Annotated in this window: 10 protein-coding genes; 9 read left to right on the top strand and 1 reads right to left on the bottom strand. The window is 63.4% G+C overall.

Annotation, left to right across the window (positions count from 1 at the left end; translation table 11 throughout):
* Positions 1-118: 118 nt before the first annotated feature.
* The 9 genes from TSACC_RS21630 (at position 119) to TSACC_RS04060 (ending at position 17,003) form a co-directional block, all read left to right on the top strand.
* On the top strand, positions 119-2,443 hold the full coding sequence (locus TSACC_RS21630) for a beta propeller repeat protein (protein ID WP_075078102.1): 2,325 nt from the start codon (positions 119-121) through the stop codon (positions 2,441-2,443).
* On the top strand, positions 2,403-3,917 hold the full coding sequence (locus tag TSACC_RS04025; RefSeq protein WP_169809527.1) for a glycoside hydrolase family 32 protein: 1,515 nt from the start codon (positions 2,403-2,405) through the stop codon (positions 3,915-3,917). Before TSACC_RS21630 ends, TSACC_RS04025 begins: the two co-directional genes overlap by 41 nt.
* Before the next feature lie 139 nt (positions 3,918-4,056).
* Positions 4,057-5,088: a LacI family DNA-binding transcriptional regulator gene (locus TSACC_RS04030; RefSeq protein WP_075078104.1), complete on the top strand. Its 1,032-nt coding sequence runs from the start codon at positions 4,057-4,059 to the stop codon at positions 5,086-5,088.
* A gap of 178 nt (positions 5,089-5,266) precedes the next feature.
* Positions 5,267-6,265: an alpha/beta hydrolase gene (locus TSACC_RS04035; protein ID WP_075078105.1), complete on the top strand. Its 999-nt coding sequence runs from the start codon at positions 5,267-5,269 to the stop codon at positions 6,263-6,265.
* Complete coding sequence (locus TSACC_RS04040; protein ID WP_075078106.1) at positions 6,262-8,259, top strand: MFS transporter; 1,998 nt, start codon at positions 6,262-6,264, stop codon at positions 8,257-8,259. The genes TSACC_RS04035 and TSACC_RS04040 overlap by 4 nt, the downstream gene beginning before the upstream one ends.
* 4 nt (positions 8,260-8,263) lie before the next feature.
* Positions 8,264-10,657, top strand: coding sequence for a glycoside hydrolase family 9 protein (locus tag TSACC_RS04045; RefSeq protein WP_075078107.1), 2,394 nt, complete (start codon positions 8,264-8,266; stop codon positions 10,655-10,657).
* Positions 10,654-12,243 (top strand): hypothetical protein, encoded by a 1,590-nt coding sequence (locus TSACC_RS04050; RefSeq protein ID WP_153811248.1) that lies wholly within the window; start codon positions 10,654-10,656, stop codon positions 12,241-12,243. The genes TSACC_RS04045 and TSACC_RS04050 overlap by 4 nt, the downstream gene beginning before the upstream one ends.
* A 104-nt stretch (positions 12,244-12,347) precedes the next feature.
* On the top strand, positions 12,348-14,762 hold the full coding sequence (locus TSACC_RS04055; protein WP_075078109.1) for a beta strand repeat-containing protein: 2,415 nt from the start codon (positions 12,348-12,350) through the stop codon (positions 14,760-14,762).
* Between the two features lie 132 nt (positions 14,763-14,894).
* Positions 14,895-17,003, top strand: coding sequence for a sialate O-acetylesterase (locus TSACC_RS04060; protein WP_075078110.1), 2,109 nt, complete (start codon positions 14,895-14,897; stop codon positions 17,001-17,003).
* Between the two features lie 187 nt (positions 17,004-17,190).
* Here the strand turns inward: TSACC_RS04060 and TSACC_RS04065 are convergent, their stop codons facing one another.
* Positions 17,191-18,378, bottom strand: coding sequence for an SGNH/GDSL hydrolase family protein (locus TSACC_RS04065; protein ID WP_075078111.1), 1,188 nt, complete (start codon positions 18,376-18,378; stop codon positions 17,191-17,193).
* Positions 18,379-18,411: the final 33 nt, after the last annotated feature.

Below are 18,411 nucleotides of genomic sequence, written 5' to 3' on the forward strand. Positions count from 1 at the left end.
CAGGGAGGTCAAAAAATGACGTCAATGCCACTGTCGCATTGTCTTGAACAGCTCCCTGCATCAATATGCGTGCACACCCGCTTGCGATCGACGGCAGGCGTTCGGATGATGTGGCGGTATGCTTATTTCCCTCAGCAGCTCTATCCTGCATGTGTTTCCCGCGAGGTGCATTCGCCCCGGCCTTGCGGCGGCCTGCCTCTTCGGTCTTGGAGCAGGCCATACCGCTGCGGCGGCTGATCTTTCCGCGGAGTATGAGTGGAAGCCCGTGCGGATCGGTGCGGGAGGATTTGTCACCGGGCTGGTCCTGCATCCGGAAGACCCCGCCATTCGGTATTGTCGCACGGATGTCGGCAACGCCTACCGGTGGGACGAGCAGGCCCAGGAGTGGTTTCCCATGGTGATCCGGACCGCCTCGGGTGGGCTGCCGGAGTCGGCCGCCGTCGCGCCGAGTCGCGGGGGCGTCACCGCCCTCGCCACCGATCCCAACGACAAAAAAGTGGTGCTCATGGCCCGACCATTCAAATTCAGCGGGGACCTGAAACTCGACGCAATCAAGGGAACCGTTTTTCGCAGTGACGACGGTGGGCGTTCCTTCGTCGGGAGCGACCTGAATGTGCCGATGAACTCCAACGGCAGCGGGCGCAACGTCGGCGAGCGGCTGGCTGTCGATCCGAACGACGGCAGGATCGTTTTCTTCGGCTCGCAAGGCGCGGGACTCTGGAAAAGCGTCAACGGCGGCCTGGCCTGGACGCAGGTGACGGGCGGCGGCGCGCCGGAGGCCAGTGCCGACATCCTCGGCGTTCGCTATGACAAGGTCGATACCCAGAAATCGATCATCTATGTCGTTCTCGCGGGCAAGGGGATTCTCCAGTCCCTCGACGGAGGGGTGAACTGGGAGGATATCACTGCGGGCAGGGACGGTGCCGACAAGATCGCGAATGTCACCGTCGACGCGCTGGGAAATCTCTACGTGCCCGTCGCGAAAAGACCGTCGGAGATGTGGAAGAAGACGCGGGCCGGGGAGTGGACATCGAGCCCGGTGAGCCTCGGCTCCTCGGGCAATTCCCTTTTGTCCGTGGCCGTGGACCCGGCCAACCCGGAGCGCCTCTTTGCCATCGGCAGCGGCGGCGCGCAGTCGAGATCCCTCGATGGCGGGAAGACCTGGGAGTTCCTGGGGAATACGTTTGTGTTTGCAAATTCCGTGGGCTGGATGCCGCAGCACGTCAATGGCTCGCCGCTCGGCTGGCGCTCCAACGGCGGCATCTATTTCGATGCCCGCGGAAATCTCTGGGCTCCGCAGGGCAACGAGGGCGTGCTCACCACGCGGCCCTCGGCTGACAACTCCGAGTCCAGGGAGCACCCGCTCCAGTGGACGATCTCGAGCAAGGGCATCGAGGAGTTTGTGGTCCAGGATGTCGTGATTCCGCCCGGCGGCGGGGATCGGGCGGTGGTGTCGACCGAGGACGCCACGGCGATCTTTGTCGATAATCCCGATGAGTTCACCGCCAGGAAGGCCACGTTGCAGGATCAGCTCATTTCGAACGGACTGGGGCTGGCTGTCTGCCCGAACGACGGCAAGTTCGTAGCGGTCGCCTCGGCGGACGTGAATCATACAAAATCGGGCAAGGATTACTCCGGATACTCGACCGATGGCGGACGCACGTGGACGCACTTTGCCTCCTGCCCGCCCGGGGCGAAGTCCGGCAATCTCGCGATCAGCCGTCGCGAGGGATGGGGCGAGGGGGAGGACCACATCGTGTGGTATCCTACCCAGAGCAAGCCGCCCTACTGGTCTCACGATGGCGGAAAGACGTGGACCATGGGCCAGGGGTTTCCCCTCAAGGAAAACGGCGCGATGGACAAGATCGCGGGCTACTGGGTCTTTGCCCTCAAGCAGCGCACGCTGGTGGCCGATCCCGCCATCGCTGACCGCTTTCTTTTGTACTTCCCGTGGAAGGGTTACTACCTCTCCGAGGATGGCGGAAAAAACTGGGCTCCCGTCCCCGATTCCAATCTGCCTGACGGCGGACATCACGCCCAGATCGCGGCCAATCCTCATGTGCGCGGCGAGTTCTGGTTTGCCGATGGCTGGGAGGGCGGGATGAAGCACGGGCTGTGGCTTTCCAGCGATGGTGGACTCACCTACAGCCGCGTGGAGGGTGTGGACAATGCCGTGACCCTCGCCGTGGGCAAGGGGCCGAACGTTCCCGGAGCGATCTATTTCTATGGCCGCCTCGCCAATGACCCGGCATGGGGTGTGTTCCGTAGCGAGGACAAGGGGCGCACCTGGGACCGCATCAGCTATTACCCCACCGGTTTGCTGGATGTCCCCTCCCGCATGGCGGCGAGCCAGGACACGGCGGGCCTGGTCTATATCGGCTTCAACGGCAACACCTGTGTCTATGGCAAGCCTCGAGGCGCGACCACCGGCAAGGGCGACTAGGCTGGCAACCTGGCGGCCCTGCGCCGTCCTCGCCACCTGTTTGATCCTGGCTGCGCCGCTCCTCGCGGAGGACAGCCCGGGGGCGCTGTATGAGGAGTCGCTACGCCCGCGATTTCACATCACCGGCCGGCAATGGGAGACGCCCCGGCTTAATCCCGCGCGGGGCGAGGAAGGGTGGCTGAATGATCCCAACGGGCTGGTCTATTACGATGGAGAGTATCATCTCTTTGCCCAGCGCTGGGCGAGGGCGTGGCTGCACTGGGTGAGCCGCGACCTTGTGCATTGGGAGGAGATAAGCCCTGCCTTCACTGAAGCCTATCGGTGGGATGGCGTGCAATCGGGCAGCGTTGTCATCGATGGGGAGAATGACTCAGGCCTGGGTCGGGGCGATGGCGTGGCGCCCATGCTTGCCTTTTACAGCAGCGGTCCGCGAGTGCAGCCCGACGGCACGCGGCATGCCACGCAATGCCTGGCTTTCAGCAACGACCGGGGCCGGACCTGGACCAAGTATGAGAAAAATCCCGTCCTGGCCGATGCTGAGCGCGACCCGAAGGTGTTTCGCTACGAACCGGAGAAAAAGTGGATCATGGTGCTCTACGCTCCGCCGGGAGGCTATGCTTGGTACTCATCGAGGAATCTGCTCGATTGGGAAAAGATGAGCTTCCTGCCGGGATTTTATGAGTGTCCCGATATGTTTGAACTCCCGGTCGATGGGGACCCCGGCCGCAAGAAATGGGTGGTGGTCAATGGCGATGGGTCCTGTTTCGTTGGTTCGTTTGACGGCACGAGATTTACGGCCGAGTCCGGGAAGCAGCGGGCGTGCTTCGGGCCGGACTTTTATGCCACGCAGACGTTTGGTGGCATGGATGACGGTCGTCGCGTGCAAATGGCCTGGCTGCGGCGTGGCTGGTATCCGGAGGAGTTTCTGTACCACCCGGAGATGCCGTTCAGCCAGCAGATGACTTTTCCATGCGAGCTCTCGCTCCGGACTCAGCACGGGACGATACAGGTATTTCGCACACCGATCCGCGAGGTCGCGCAGCTTCATCGCTCGGAGAGGACCTGGGAAGCGCGGGAGATGGCCGCCGGGCAGGAGGTGGTGCTGGCGGAGGGGCGGGCCTTTCATCTGAAGATGGAGCTGGAGATGGCCGCCCAGGCCGAGGGGGAGATACGCTTCCGCGGGCAGACGCTCCGCTTTGCGAATGGGAAGATCGGAGTGCGCGACAAGACCTTCACCTTTTTCGGCCCGGACCGGAAACCCCAGCCGCTGACTGCGCTGGAACTCCTTCTCGACACGACCTCGATGGAGGCCTTTGCCAATGAAGGCGAGGCCACCGTCGCCGCGGCTTTTGTTCCCGAGGGCGATACCCTCGCTCTTGCCTGCACCCGGGGCCGGCTGACCATCCGAAAGCTTATACTTTGGGAGATGGGTTCCATCTGGAAAAGGGCCTCCGCCCCGGCGCCGGCGGAGTGATTCCGAGCCAGATGGCACGGGCAAATACTTAGGCATCGCCCGCCGGGAATTTGGCAGCCAGGGCGCTTTCCCAAACTGGGTTCCGGTGGCCTCGCGCAATGCTATTGACTCCCGGGGAAAGTCGCTTAAGGCTGCTCGGATGGATTCCCCCAGCAGGACAGTCACGACCCGGGATGTTGCGGTCGCGGCGGGAGTGTCACAGTCCACGGTGTCCCGGGCTCTGCGCAACGATCCCCAGGTCAGCAAGGAGCAGCGCAAGCGCATCCAGGCCATCGCCAAGGAGATCGGCTATCGCCCAAATCCCTTCGTCGCGGCGTTTACCGCCCAGGTCATGCATTACCGGCGATCCCCGCGGCGTGCCGTCATCGCCTGCGTGACGTTTCATGAGAGCAGCAGCATGCCCAGCCACGTGAAGACATACCTGGAGGGGGCCAAGCAACGCGCGATCCAGCTTGGCTTCACACCCGAGGTTTTCCTTTTCGCCGATGGCGGCTACTCCGCCGCCCGCCTCGCCAAAGTCCTGCGCGCCCGCGCCATCTCCGGAGTGCTTTTCCTCAGCACGCCGTTTCTCTCCCACCTGGATATCACGGGCTTTTCCTTCGAGAATTTCGCCTGCGCGGCGGTCGATCCCACCCTGCATTTCCCGGCGATGAGCCGCGTGCAGCCCGACTATTTCCACAGTGTGCAACTGGCTCTTGAGGTGGCCGTTTCGCGCGGCTATCGCCGCATCGCCCTGACGACCACCAAGGAGGAAATCGACCACCTGGGAGACGAGTGGCTCGGTGGCTTCTCCGCCTGGAAGGAGCAGTTGTCCACGCGGCAGCCGGACTGCCGGGGCATGCTTTGCCTCGACGAGTGGGGCGAACGAAAATTTACGCGCTGGATCAAGGCCCACCGTCCCGACGCCCTGGTCAGCAACAACGGTGATTTCTTTGGCTGGGCCGAGGCTGCCGGTTTCCGCCCGCCGGATGTCGCCCACATCTCGCTCAGCGCCGATCCCAACAATACCCGGCTGGCCGGGATCAACCAGAACCACCATATGGTCGGGAGCTTCGCTGTGGACAGCATCATCGCGCAGATTCACCGCAACGAATACGGCATCCCTCTTTTCCCCATGCTCATGCTCGTGCCGGGCACCTGGCGCGAGGGAGTGACGATCCGCAAACCCTAGGCGGCATCTGCCCTCCCGGGCGGAAAGGCGGGTGCAGGGAAAACGTTGCCGGGCGCAATCACGCGGCGGAGGAGGAGTCGATATGGTCCTGGGTGGAACGGCTCGCGGAGCGCATCAATATGCGTGAGGCGGAGGTGGCGCGGGCGCGCGGGCGGGGCATATTCAGGACCCACTCCCCATGTTCCCGCGATCAACCATCGGTCTCGCTTTTGTCCTCCTTGCCGCGACGACGCGGCTGACTGCCGGGGAGCCTGCTCCGCCCGTCGTCCTCGCGAAGATTGATCCCACTTTCCGGGATGTCGAGTTTCTCGCTGCCGATCGCGCGGAGAAGATGGACGTCTATCTGCCTGCCGACGGCAAGGAACTGCGCCCCGCCGTGGTGGTGATCCATGGCGGAGGATGGTCCGGCGGCAAAAAGATCTGGGGCTATCCCGTGGAATTCGCCAAGCGCGCCGTCCCGGCCGGATACGCCGTCTTCTGTCCCGACTATCAGCTCAACGTGTTTGAGGAGGTCGAGGGCAAGAAGGTCTCCAAGCTCAAGGGGGCACCCCGGAACATCCAGGACTGCATGGACGCCGTCAGTTTCGTTCGCCTCAACGCGGCGAAATACGGAGTGGACCCCGACCGCATCGCCCTCGCGGGAGATTCCGCCGGCGGGCACCTCGCGATGCTGACCGCCTACGGGGCTGGATCGGATTCGCTCGGGCAGGGCCGCCGCTATTCCGAGATCAAACCGACCGTTCGTTGCATCGTTGATTTCTACGGCATCTCGGACCTCGAGACGTTTCCCTCCTGGGGAGCCTGGACCTTTGTCCGCAATGAAAAGGACCCGGAGGAGGTGAAGAAACCGCTCCTCCAGCTTTACAGCCCCGTCACCTATATCGGGGCAGGTTCGCCGCCCACGCTGATCGTGCATGGCAAAAATGACCCCGGGGTGACTTGGAAACAGTCGGAGGAGCTCGCCGGGCGGCTCACCGCGGCCTCCGTGCCCTTTGAGTTCATCACCCTGGAGCGCGCCACGAAGCACGCCTTCAATTTTGACTCCGACGAGGTGGACCTCACCCGCCGGACGCTCGACTTTCTCGACCGGTACCTGAAGGAGGGAGGGAAACCTTCCGCTCCCGGTCCGGCGGAGAAGGGCGGCAGCACGTCTGCTGGCGGAGGGAGCGCGCCGTGACTGCAAGGGAAATTTCCCGTCATCCGCAGCAGGTCGCTCCCCGCACGTGGCATTGCGGCACGCTTACTTACACGAAGGCGACGCTCGTTTCCCTCTTTGTCTTCCTCCTTGTCGGGAGCCTTTCGTTCAACCTGATGATGATGGTCATCCCGAGCATCCTGCCGCTCAAGCTGAAGGCGCTGGGCGCTTCGGATGTGCTCATCGGCCTGCTGCTCACCAGCATTTTCCCGATGTTCGGGATGTTCATCTCGCCCTATCTCAGCTTCAAGAGCGACTATCTGCGAACGCGCTGGGGCAGGCGCAAGCCGTTCTTCTTCGTCACGCTTCCGTTCGTCACTCTGAGCATCGTGCTGCTGGCGTTTTCGGAGGACATCGCGCGATACCTGCACGTGAGCGGCGTCCTGGCCGCACTCACCCCGGCGGGAGCCGCCGTGTTGCTGGTCAGCACCTGCATCGTGCTCTTCCAGTTCTCCGATGTCGTGATCGCGTCGGTCTATATCTACATCTTCAACGACACCGTGCCGGTCGCGCTCTCGGGTCGCTTTTTCGGGCTGATGCAGATGGTGACGGCATCGCTCGGGTTTCTCTACAACTACTTCATCTTCCAGTACGCGGAGAGCCACATGCGGGAGATTTTTCTTGGCGTTGCCGCAGTGTATTTTGTTGGCATCGGGCTGCTCTGCATCTTTGTACGCGAGGGAGAGTATCCGCCCGTCACCGGGGAGGATGAGCAGAAGACGCGCGGCTTTGCCGGTCTCAAGACGTTCTTCCGGGAGAGCTTTTCCCACAAGTTCTACTGGACGAAGTTTGCCTATGCCATCAGCCCGGCGCTGGCTGCAGCGATGTGGCCGTTCGAGATTTTCTTTTACCGGGAGATGGGGCTCACGCTCGACTATGTCGGCAAGACTGGAGCCATTGTCGCGCTGGCCGCCATGGTGGCGGCCTATTTCGCCTCCATCTTCATCGATCGCTGGCATCCCTTGAGAATCCTCGCCTACTCGGCGGTCTTCGCCGCGCTGCTCTCGCTGGGCAACTGGGTGTGGCTCTTTGTCACGCTGCCGCCCAAGGCGTTTTTCTGGCTCCAGATGCTCGGCGGCGCGCTCATCGGCGTCTTCCACGCCGCCCTGTGCAACGTGGCCACAGTGCCGCTCGACATGCGGCTGCTCCCCCGCTCGCGCTACGGTCAGTTTTGCTCCGCCCAGTCGATCGTAACGAATGTGATGAAGATGATCGCGGGCGTTCTGGTCGGCGGCTTTTTCTATATCCTCAAGACCCTCTTTTTCAACGGGTCGGATTTCGCCTACCGGCTGAACTTTCTCTGGACCGCCACGGCGAGCATCGCGATGGGGTGCGTCATCGTCAGCCTGTACCGCCAGTGGCTCGCGCTCGGGGGGGATAGGCAATTCAGCCCGCCTGCGCCGTGGTCCGAGGAGGGGCGTGAGGAGATGGACCGCCCGGGATTTGTAGGCACGCAGGTGCGCTGGCTCAAGTACGCCCTCGCCATGATCAGCGTGGTGATGGTGTGCGACGCCGTGCTCGTCGTGAGCGTCGCCGCCTGGCTGTGGGTCCATGGCTGGTCCGACGCCCTCCGGGTCTACCTGCTGGCGCTCATCCCGTTTTCCGCGCTCCTCATCTTCTGCTGGTTCCGGCTGCGCCGACGGATTCTCCTGAGTGTCGGGGACTCTCTGGCCGGGCGTACACCCCGCGATGGCATTCCGCACCATGGTGTGTTGTTTGTGAAGTCATGCGTCCTGCTGCTCGGCGTCCTGGTGAAGGTCGGGTTCGTCGTGGTGGCCATTCACAACGGCCTGCACACCGGCGTGATCGTCTTCGGCCTTAGCGCCCTCATCATCGACCTCGGCGTGATTGCGGCAGTCGCCATCCTCTGCCGCATCGAGCGAGGCTATGATCCACTGCTGGATTACGATGGCCGCAAAACGGCAGCGGAGTCGGCCGCCAACGTCATCGAGGAGCCGGTCGCGCAGCCTGTGTGAAACAATGAAAATCCTCCACGTCCTGTCATTTGCCTGTCTGCTTTCCCTCCGCGCGGCGTGGGCGTCGGACATCGTGTCCCTCCAGCCGCTCACCGACTCCATCCTCATGCTGGAGCTCAAGGACGGGCATGTGCAGTATCACCAGCGGGGCCAGCCGGTCTCCGCGGACAAGGTAATCACTGATCCCCTCGATGTCGCGCGGGCGGCGCAGCCCGGCAGCTATCGGATCACCAGCCCGGACGATCCCGCCTACAAGGATAGCGTGTCGCCGGCCGCCATCGGGCGAAAGAGCAAGGGCGTCGAGTTTGCCTGGATACGCAACGGCTGGGCCAACAACCGCGTAGTGAACACCGAGCCGGACCATGTGAAGGAACACTGGATCTATCTTCATCTGCCCACCCCGATGAAGCCCGGCATGACCTATGAAGTGGAAACCGGCGATCTGGCGAAGAACGCCAGGGTGTCGAAGCTGACCTACGATCCTGAAAAAGCCCGCTCGGAGGCGGTACATGTCAATACGCTCGGCTACGTGCCGGGCGCGCCGGAAAAATATGCCTATGTTTATCACTGGATGGGCGACCGGGGGGCGCTGACCGTGGCGGATGCGGAGAAGCGCGCCTTTCATCTCATCGACATTTCGACGGGCAAAAGCGTCTTTGACGGGACGCTGAAATACCGCAAGGGCCGCGACAACCCGGAGACCTATCAGGTCAACGACTCGCCGCCGTTCGGCAATTTCCTCAAGGCTGACGTGTGGGAGTGCGATTTCTCTACCGTCACCACGCCGGGGACCTACGTGGTCTCGGTCGACGGGGTGGGGTGTTCGTGGCCGTTCCGGATCGATGCGGATGTCTACCGGCAGGCGTTTCGCCCGGTCGCTCGCGCCCTCTATCACAACCGCTCCGGCATCGCACTCACCCGGCCCTACACCGAGTTTGAGCGTCCGGCTCCGCATCACCCGGGGCTGACCCCGGGCTTCGCGGGCAGGCTGTTTTACACGACGTCGCGATTCGCTGACTGGAGCGGAGAGAATGCCAAGCCCGCCGAGCTCAAGGCGGCCGCGAAGGGACCGCTCGACGCCTGGGGCTGGTATCAGGACGCCGGGGACTGGGATGGCTACTACTCGCACATGCGGGTGCCGCAGGAGCTGCTCATGGTTTATGAGATGGCCCCGGGCAAATTCACTGACGGCGAGCTGAACATCCCGGAAAGCGGCAACGGCGTACCCGACATCGTGGACGAGGCGGCCTGGCTGCCCCGGTACGGGCACCGCCTGCGGCAGGAGCTCATGGCCAAGGGCTATGGCACCGGCGGCCTGGGCTTGCGCGTGAGTGGAGATGGCTTTGGAAAAGATACGAAAACCCTCCCCGATGGCACCCAGGTGGGCCAGGGTTCCTGGGAGGATGTCAATCGAGAGTGGGCTGTGTCGGGAGAGGACCCGTGGTCGACCTACCGGTATGCCGGGGCGGCGGCCCAGCTCGCCTTTGCCCTCAAGCTGGCAAAGGCTCCGGACCCGGAGGGTGTGGATTGGGAAAAGGAGGCACGCGAGGCCTACGACTGGGCGGAGAAAAACACCCGTCCCGGCGATGAGGAGCCGCGCCGGCTATTTGATTCCTCCACCATCGTGCTGGCCGAGCCGCGCTCCTATGCGGCGGCGGCGCTCTTCCGCCTCACTGGGGAGAGGCGCTACGAGGAACGTTTCCTCGCCGACACCGCCGGCATCAAGTCGGGAGCGATCCTCTCCGGCGAGCGTGCCTACGGCCCCTGGGTCTATGCCCTCGGGGGCGGTCCCTCGCCCGCCGATCCCGCCACGCTCGAGCGCATCCGGGCGGCGATTTTCAAGACAGCCGACGAGAACATCCTGAATACCTCCTCGAAGCGGGCGCTGCGTTGGGGGGGCAACTTCGGCATGCCCATGCTCATCGGGCAGCAGACCACGCCGTGGGTACTCGACGGCGCTGTCGCCTATACGCTGGCCAGGGACTCGGACCCCGAAAAAGCCCGCCGTTATCTCGCCGGGCTCTACACGACGTGCGACTACTTCCTCGGAACGAACTCGCTGAACCAGACGTGGATCACCGGCGTCGGGCCGCGCTATCCCACCCAGATCTTTCACCTCGACGCGTGGTATAATGGCAAGGGGCGTTTCCAGGAGGGCCTCATACCCTACAGCCCGTGGCGCAAGGGCAAGGACCTCGGCCAGGGACCCTGGGATTCCGACTGGGCCAACAGCTCGGTTTATCCCGCGATCGACGAATGGCCGGGGAACGAGCGCTGGTTCAGCAACCGATGCTCGCCCATGGGCAGTGAATTCACCATACACCAGAACCTCGCCCCGGCCGCCGCCATCTACGGCTTTCTCTGCGAGGACAAAACCTCGGGAGGCGGGTCCCGATGAAGACACTTTCTCCCGGGAGAGGAGTTTCGCGACGAAAGTCCGCGATCTCTGCTGCCTGCCTCCTCTTCCCGGGAGGATGCCGGGCTTTTGCGGCGGTGCGACGAGCGTTGTGTCTCGGCTTGCTCGCTGCCTCGCCGCTCTGCGCTCGGGCGGAGGCGGGGCTGGATGCGGCCCCTTCGTCCGTCTGGTTTCCCATCGTGGCTCCCACCCGCATCTCGGCCAATATCACCGCGACAGAGGAGCCTGCGCTGGGCGGGCCGCCACGTGCCGCCCAGACCATCGTCAAGCATGGCGACGGCTACAGCCAGTTCTCCTGGAGCGGGTTGAATCTCGCGATACCCAAGGATCGCCTGCTCTGCGTGCCGGTTTATCTCGGGGACTTCGAGGGGCCGGGAGGCTTCGCGCTGTCGCTCACGATCCAGCTGAAGAACGAGTCCGGAGCAATCAGCTACAACTTTTCCGCCGGAGCCTTCCGGGCCAACCGGTGGAGCTATCTGCCTCTGTGGGACCCGGCCTCTCCGGCCAGCGCGGCATTCAGCAAGCCGGGGACTTCCGTCGTGGCGGCCGACACGGGCTTTGATTTCTCCAGGCCGGTGACGGAGATCACCATGGCGCCCAACAACCTGCCGGTTGGTGCAAAGCTCTCCATTGGCTCCCTCGAGACGGCGGCCAGGACGCGTCCAGTCCTCGTCGTCACGGATGACATCACGGACGACTCCACCTACACGCATATCGTTCCGATCATGGAGGCGGCCGGGTTTCGCGGGGGGCTGAGAATCGGGGGCTTCAAGGACGCGTCGTACTCTCCGGGCATCGTGGCCAAGCTTCGCGGCGCTTACGACAAGGGCTGGGATGTCTACAACGGCTCCTGGTCGCGCACCGGGCTGAACACCGCCACCACGAGCGGGTTCTTTGAGGAGGAGATCGTCGCCTGCAAAACGCGCGCCGCGGAGCAGGGATTTACCCGGGGCATGACGTGGTTCAGCAGCGCGGGGAATTCCCTCCCGAAGCAGGCGATCTGCCGGGAGATCGGCGCCAAGACCGGCATGACGATCTTTAAAAGCGGCGGGGGCGTCGGCAACGTCAATCTCCTCCCGCCCGGAGGGATCGAATTGCCCGCCATCGTCACCTCCGTGGGCATGGGCGGCTACCGGGAACTACAGGCCACCGGCAAGGCCGGGTCATCTACCCTCGTGGTCTCTCCCCATGCTGTCGGGCTGCGGGAGGGTTGCGCCGTCTCCGGGCCGGGCATTGCCCCTGGCACCACCATCGCCCGTGACGGCATCCGGGGCGCGACGGTCACTCTTTCCATCCCGCTGGTTGCCGATGTCTCCGGTCCCGTGACCTTCACGGACTCGTACGAGGCTCATCAAGCCCTGGCCGATGGCCTCGTTTTCACCGGAGGCGTGCTCGTTTATTTTCTGCATGATCTCCAGCCCGAGGGAAGGCCCCCGTCCCGCATCTCTTTTCCTGCGGAAGACTTTGCACGGGTCGTCGCGTACTGGAAGGCCCGGAAGGATGCCGGGCTATTGGAAGTCCTCACGCCATCCGAGCTGGACGCCCGTCTCCGGGGCTCGGCGCAATGACCGCACACCCCACCCGAGCGGGAAAAATGACTGCATCAATATGCGTGACGTTTCAGTTGGCGGGGGCAGGTCTGCGCAATAGGTAGATTTTCAGACTAAAGTTTATGAAACACTCCCCCTCGCCATCACGCTGGTACGGATATTCCCGGAATCGCCTCGGGCTCTTTTGCCTTGCGGCTCTGTCCCTTGTCGTGGGGCGGACCCAGGCTGCGACAGACCTCACCTGGGATACCGGATCCGGTGGAGGCATCCAGACTGCAAACGGAAACTGGGATCTCACCACGACAAACTGGACCAGCGACGGGGGCGCCTCGCGGGTGGCGTGGGTCAACGCCAATCTCGACAATGCCATTTTTACCACCATCGCGAGCGCTTATAATGTGACGCTAACAACCCCGATCGTTGCTAATAATATCTCGTTCTCCAGCAACGGAGCCGGCAAGGTCACGCTCCAATCCTCGCAGTTGACTTTTGGCGGTACGATCAACGTGGCAACGGGCAATGTCGTGGCCATCGGCAGCCAGCTCTCCGGCGCGGGGTCGATCGTCAGCGCGGGTACTCTCACCCTGAGCGGAGCAACGAATAACTTCACCGGCGGAGTGACACTCAACACCGGGTCCAACCTGATTCTCAGCGGTGCGGGACTCGGAAACGATGTGCTCGGAACTGGTCTGCTGACCCTGAACGGGGGTATGCTGAGCACCAACTTGTTTACCTCGGAGACCTCGCTGGTAAATAACATGCTCTTCGGAGGCGACTTTACGTTCAATCATACGACCGGAGGTCTTTCGGGCGCGGTTGATCTCGGCGGGGCCACCCGCACCATCTCGGGGGTCGGCACCAACAGTGCGACATTCTCCGGTGTCGTCACCAATGGAGGTATTATCATTTCCGGGGCGGCCGGTCTTGGCCTCAGCAATGTCGCCAATACCTTCTCGGGAGGTGTCACGATCGCTTCTGGTTCGAAGCTGTCCTACACGGGAACAAGTTACAGCGGAAGCGCCGGGGCGGTCACGGCGGGCTCCCTGGGCACGGGAACGCTCGTTTTTGAGAACGGCTCGACCTTCGTTAATACTGGTAGCAATTCCAAGCTGGGAAACAACATGGTGGCCAATGGAAATCTGTCGCTTAATACGAATCTCATGAGGTTCGAGGGAGCGTTTGATCTGGGCGGAGCCACCCGTACGATCACGATGCTAAGCACCACCGGCGTGACTTTCGCCGGCAAGATCTCCAATGGCGGCATCATTTTCGCCGGCACCTCCGGAGCAATTTCATTGACGAATACCGAAAGCGATTTCGCGGGAGGCGTCACCGTTGGCCCCAATACCAATCTGAGCATTACGGGCAACTCGGTCGGGACGCCCGGTGCCGTGACCAAAGGTCCGCTGGGAACCGGCGTACTGACGATCAATGGCGGCAAGATCAGCACGAACTACACCTCCAACATCTATAACAACACGACCGTGGGCGGGGACTTCACCATCGTTCCCGATGCCAGCTCCTACTTCTACGGCGACTGGGACCTGGGGGCCTCCGTTCGTACGGTGGACGTTCGCTCCGAGTTTACGAATAGAAGCCTACAACTCGGCAATGTCATCAAGGGCTCCGGCGGGCTCACCTTTACGACATCAACGAATTCGTCTTACGTCAGCAGCATCGTCATGAGCGGCTCGGCCTCCAATACCTACACCGGTGTGACGACGATGAACGGAGCGGCCTCCACGGCCTCCCTCACCCTGAACAAAAGCGGCGGGGCCACCGCGATCGCCGGGGATCTGACCATTACCAGCGGCACGGTGAAGTATTCCTCCAACAACAACCAGATCGCCGACACCAGCAAGGTGACCGTCAATGGAGCCAGTGCGATCCTCGACCTGGCCGCCAATCGCTCCGATACCGTGGGCACGGTCGTCCTCGACGGCGGCGGCAGCATCACGGGTACCGGTACCTCCACGCTGACCAGTACGGGATCGTTCGATTTCCGCAGTGGCTCGGTCACGGCCATCCTCGCCGGAAGCGGCATCACACTGACCAAGACCACCGCGGACTCTGTGACACTTTCCGGGGTAAATACCTATACCGGCGCCACCACGATCACCCAGGGAACCCTCGTGCTGGGAACCACGGGAAGCATCGCCAGCTCGACCATCGGGTTTGGCGTGACGGATTCCGCCAGCGGCCTGCTGACCGCGCAGAACACGCTCTTCGCCTTCAGCGGCACACTCACCCTGGATCTGACCTCGGTGACCCTGACCCAGGCCTCATGGACTTTGTTCAACGGCTCGGCCTTTGGCATTGGCGACCTCAATCTCGGGAACGTGACCTCGAATCTCGCCGCACTCACCTTCGTCAACGACGGTTCAGGCAACTGGAGCGGCACGGACGCGAGCAGCCGTACATGGACCTTCTCGGAGGATCTGGGTACCCTTTCCGTGGTGCCGGAGCCCGCCACCTGGGCGCTTCTCGGAGCGGGTGTGCTGATGCTGGTGATCGTCCGCCGTCGCCGCATCGTCTGAAGGCAGTCCCCTTGGCAATGGAGGCGTGGCGCTCGACGCCTCCGATGCCTTCTCATTCCCCCGGCGAGTTGTAAAGTCATGAGCCGGGGATGTCTTGCGGCCGGGCGTCACCCGTGATCCGCCGGAGCTTTTATGAGATCTTTCCTTCCTTGGTTTCGCGCTGGAGTTCGCAGCGCGGGTGTCGCGCTTTTGTTGACTCCGGCAGCTTCTTTGCTCCGGGCGGAGGTCGTTCCTGCGCAGATGTTTCAGGATCACGCCGTGCTGCAGAGATCGGAGCACACTCCGATCTGGGGTCGCGCGGAGCCGGGCGAGCGGGTGCATGTGAGGATTGCCGGTCTTGAGGGGGAAACCCGGGCCGATGACGAGGGACGCTGGAGGGTCGACCTGGATCTCTCCTCTGCCCCGGCGGGGCCTTTTAACCTCACCATCGCGGGTGCCAACCAGATCGTGCTGCGCGACATCCTCGTGGGTGAGGTGTGGCTTTGCTCCGGCCAGTCCAACATGGAGTGGACCGTCCGGGATTCCATCCCGGAGGAGGACGTGACAGGGAATCCCAGCTCCACCCTGCGGCTGTTCAACGCGCGATCGCCCGGAAGCACGAGCCCCCAGGCCGGCCTGCTTGGCCGCCCGGGTGCGCCGGGACCGCAGAATGCCTGGAGTGTTGACTCGTCCGGGAGCGCGGCGGGTTTTTCGGCGGTTGCGTACTTCTTCGGCAAAAAGCTCAATCGCGAGCTGGGCGTGCCGGTGGGATTGATCAACGCGTCGTGGGGAGGCACTCCCATCGAGGCCTGGCTGAGCGCCGGGGCGATGGAGAGCGACCCCGATCTGCGGGAGCCGAAGAACAACCTGCTCGCTGCTGTGGCAAGCTATCCCACGCGTCTCGACGCCTATCGCCGGGACTACCCCGCATGGGAGGAGAAGCACCAGCGGCGTGACGTGCCGGCGCAGGATGCCGCCGCCTTTGCCTCACCCGGATCGCCCGGAGACGGATGGACGCCCGTGGAATTTCCTGATCCCGCGCTGGCGAAGCTCCTGCCCGATGGCGGAGCGGTCTGGCTGCGGTCCACCGTCCGCATTCCCAAGGACCTCGAGGGGAAGCCCCTCACGATCGTGCCGGGTGTGATCGCGGGCTTTGACCAGGTTTACTGGAATGGCCGCAAGGTGGGCGAGACAACCGCCCGCTCGGAAGGGGTGGCCAATGACCGCGTCTACCGGATTCCGCCCGAGCTGGTCCAGGCCGGGGAAGCGACCGTGGCCATCCGTATCTTTGCGCCTGCGGGCGGCGCGGGGATCGATCTCAGCTCGCTCCCCCAGTGGAGGAGTCCGCTGCATTTGTTTGAGGGTGCCTGGGAGGCGCAGGTGGAGTATCGACTGCCTCCGCTGTCTCCGGCAGCGCGCGGGGAGCTCCCGGGCGCTCCGGTCAAGCCCGCCGAGATGCAGAATGTCGCCACCGCGCTGTTCAACGGCGTCATCCATCCGCTGATTCCCTACGGCATACGGGGAGCCATCTGGTACCAGGGGGAAACCAATGTCGGCCTCTCGCACCAGTATCGCTCCACCCTGGCGCTGCTCATCCGGGACTGGCGGAGCCATTGGGATCGCGGGACTTTTCCCTTCTACCTTTGCCAGCTCGCGGGGCAGGGGCCGAAGCAGGACCGGCCAGGGCCGTCGATGTGGGCCGAGATCCGCGAGTCGCAGTTGAAGTCCCTCGACCAACCCGAGACCGGCGTGGCCGTGACCATCGATCTCACGGAAAACAACGTGCATTTCCGCCGAAAGCGTCCCGCCGCAATCGCCCTCGCCCAGACCTACGGCAGAGGCGGTGCTTTCTCGGGTCCGATCTACGATTCCTTTCAAAAGGCGGGTCGGGAGATCCGGGTGAAGTTCCGCCATGCCGACGGCGGCCTCGTCGCGAGGGAGTTGCCCGATGTCTATGTTCCGGATACGGCCAATCCCGGGAAAACCCTGCCCCTGGTCCAGCCCACCCCTGGCAGCGAGTTGCAGGGATTTCTCATCTGCGGAGCGGACCGGAACTGGCAATGGGCCAGCGCACGGATCGATGGCGACGAAGTCGTCGTCTGGTCAACGAACGTGGCCGATCCTGTCGCCGTTCGCTATGCCTGGTCGGACAACCCGGTCTGCAATCTCTTCAATGGAGCCGGTTTCCCTGCATCGCCCTTCCGCACGGACGACTTTCCCGGCGTGAACGACAGCGCGCGCTACAACGGCAGGCCGTATTGACTCTCCTTAATGCGGGTCACCCGCATCGCAGAGTCCGCGGTGGAGATGAGCGGGATCGGTAGAGATCCCGATGCAGCCGCTGAATAATGAACGCCAGGGCGGTCTCGCCGCATCCTGGCGTTGGCTGTATCGGGAACTGCTCCGGGTCTGACCGGCTTTCCGGGGAGGGAGCGAGGACGGCGTGTTTTTACTGCTTCGCGGGTTCCCAGCCGAGGTCCTGCTTGATGGCGGCGACGAACTTGTCGGCCATCTTGCGGTGGGTCACGAGGTTGGGGTGGTAGTCGGCACCCACGCCGTCGGTGGCGATGTTTTGCGTGGGAAACTCCAGGTAATGGACCTTGGCGTCACCGGCATCGTTGCACTCCTTGACGATGCGCTGGATGTACAGCCGGGACTTGGTTCCAGCCTGGCCCCCGGCGGGATACCCGTCGTTGATCATCGGTCCCTGGGCGCAGTAGATCGTGGCATCTGGAGCCTCCTTGCGGAGCTGGGCGAGGAAGGCGTGATAGGCCGCGACCCAGGCTTCCTCCTCCGGCGCACCCTTGGAGAAATCGTTGGTGCAGAGGTTCACCAGGATGACGTCGGGTTTCTTTGCGTCTCCGGCCCAGACTGAGGCCGCGTCGCGGGGGAGCGTGCGACCGTAAACCTCGGGCAGCGTGAACTTTGGCCACATCGTCCGTCCCGACCACGCCTGGCAGGTGTAGTCGGCGCCGAAGGCGCGGGCCGCCATCGCTCCATAGGTGAGATACGCGTTCTGGGTCTCGGCGGAAAAGTGCTCCTTCTGGCTGGCGGCTTCATTTCCATATCCGGCGCTGATGGAGTCCCCGATCACCTGGATCTTGCGCTCGGGAGCGGGAGATTCCTTGGCGGCAGCGCCCTCCGGGAGCTGGAAGCCAGAGAAGGCCACGTTCCCCAGGTTGGCTTCCGTGATCTTGACCAGCGTGATCGTGTGCTCCCCGGCGGGCAGGCCCTCGGCCAGGGAGTAAAGCCTGACGGTCGGCACGACCTTGCCGACCTCCTGAGAGTTGCCAGTCAATACCTTGACCGGCTTGCCGTCCACCACGACGAGGACGCGGTTGCCACCGATGCCGAGATTGGCCACCGCCCCGGTGCCCTGAAAGCGCAGAGTGACCGCGCTGGCGGGCCAGGCGCACACCATGGCGGCATCCTCCTTTTTCTCAAACCGGCCGGAGTATCGGACAGCAGCGTGATCCGCGGGGATGGCGACCGGCAGCGGCGAGGCCTTCGATGGCTGCACCTTGGTGACGACCGTGGTGATGGATGAGCCGTCGTCCGAGGGAAGCGGTTCCTGGGCGGAAACAGTGGCGGCGACGAGGGAAAGACCGAGGGCGGGAAGGAGGAATGAGAGTTTCATGAGGGAATCACTGCAGGGAACGCCGGGAGAGGA

The sequence above is a fragment of the Terrimicrobium sacchariphilum genome, from assembly GCF_001613545.1.
Taxonomy (GTDB): Bacteria; Verrucomicrobiota; Verrucomicrobiia; order Chthoniobacterales; family Terrimicrobiaceae; genus Terrimicrobium; species Terrimicrobium sacchariphilum.

Bases quoted from the DNA above. Each gene is read 5' to 3' on its own strand.
- TSACC_RS04045 (WP_075078107.1), top strand. From the start codon at position 8,264: ATGAAAATCCTCCACGTCCTGTCATTTGCCTGTCTGCTTTCCCTCCGC.
- TSACC_RS04055 (WP_075078109.1), top strand. From the start codon at position 12,348: ATGAAACACTCCCCCTCGCCATCACGCTGGTACGGATATTCCCGGAAT.
- TSACC_RS21630 (WP_075078102.1), top strand. From the start codon at position 119: ATGCTTATTTCCCTCAGCAGCTCTATCCTGCATGTGTTTCCCGCGAGG.
- TSACC_RS04060 (WP_075078110.1), top strand. From the start codon at position 14,895: ATGAGATCTTTCCTTCCTTGGTTTCGCGCTGGAGTTCGCAGCGCGGGT.
- TSACC_RS04050 (WP_153811248.1), top strand. From the start codon at position 10,654: ATGAAGACACTTTCTCCCGGGAGAGGAGTTTCGCGACGAAAGTCCGCG.
- TSACC_RS04065 (WP_075078111.1), bottom strand. From the start codon at position 18,378: ATGAAACTCTCATTCCTCCTTCCCGCCCTCGGTCTTTCCCTCGTCGCC.
- TSACC_RS04035 (WP_075078105.1), top strand. From the start codon at position 5,267: ATGTTCCCGCGATCAACCATCGGTCTCGCTTTTGTCCTCCTTGCCGCG.
- TSACC_RS04030 (WP_075078104.1), top strand. From the start codon at position 4,057: ATGGATTCCCCCAGCAGGACAGTCACGACCCGGGATGTTGCGGTCGCG.
- TSACC_RS04025 (WP_169809527.1), top strand. From the start codon at position 2,403: ATGGCAAGCCTCGAGGCGCGACCACCGGCAAGGGCGACTAGGCTGGCA.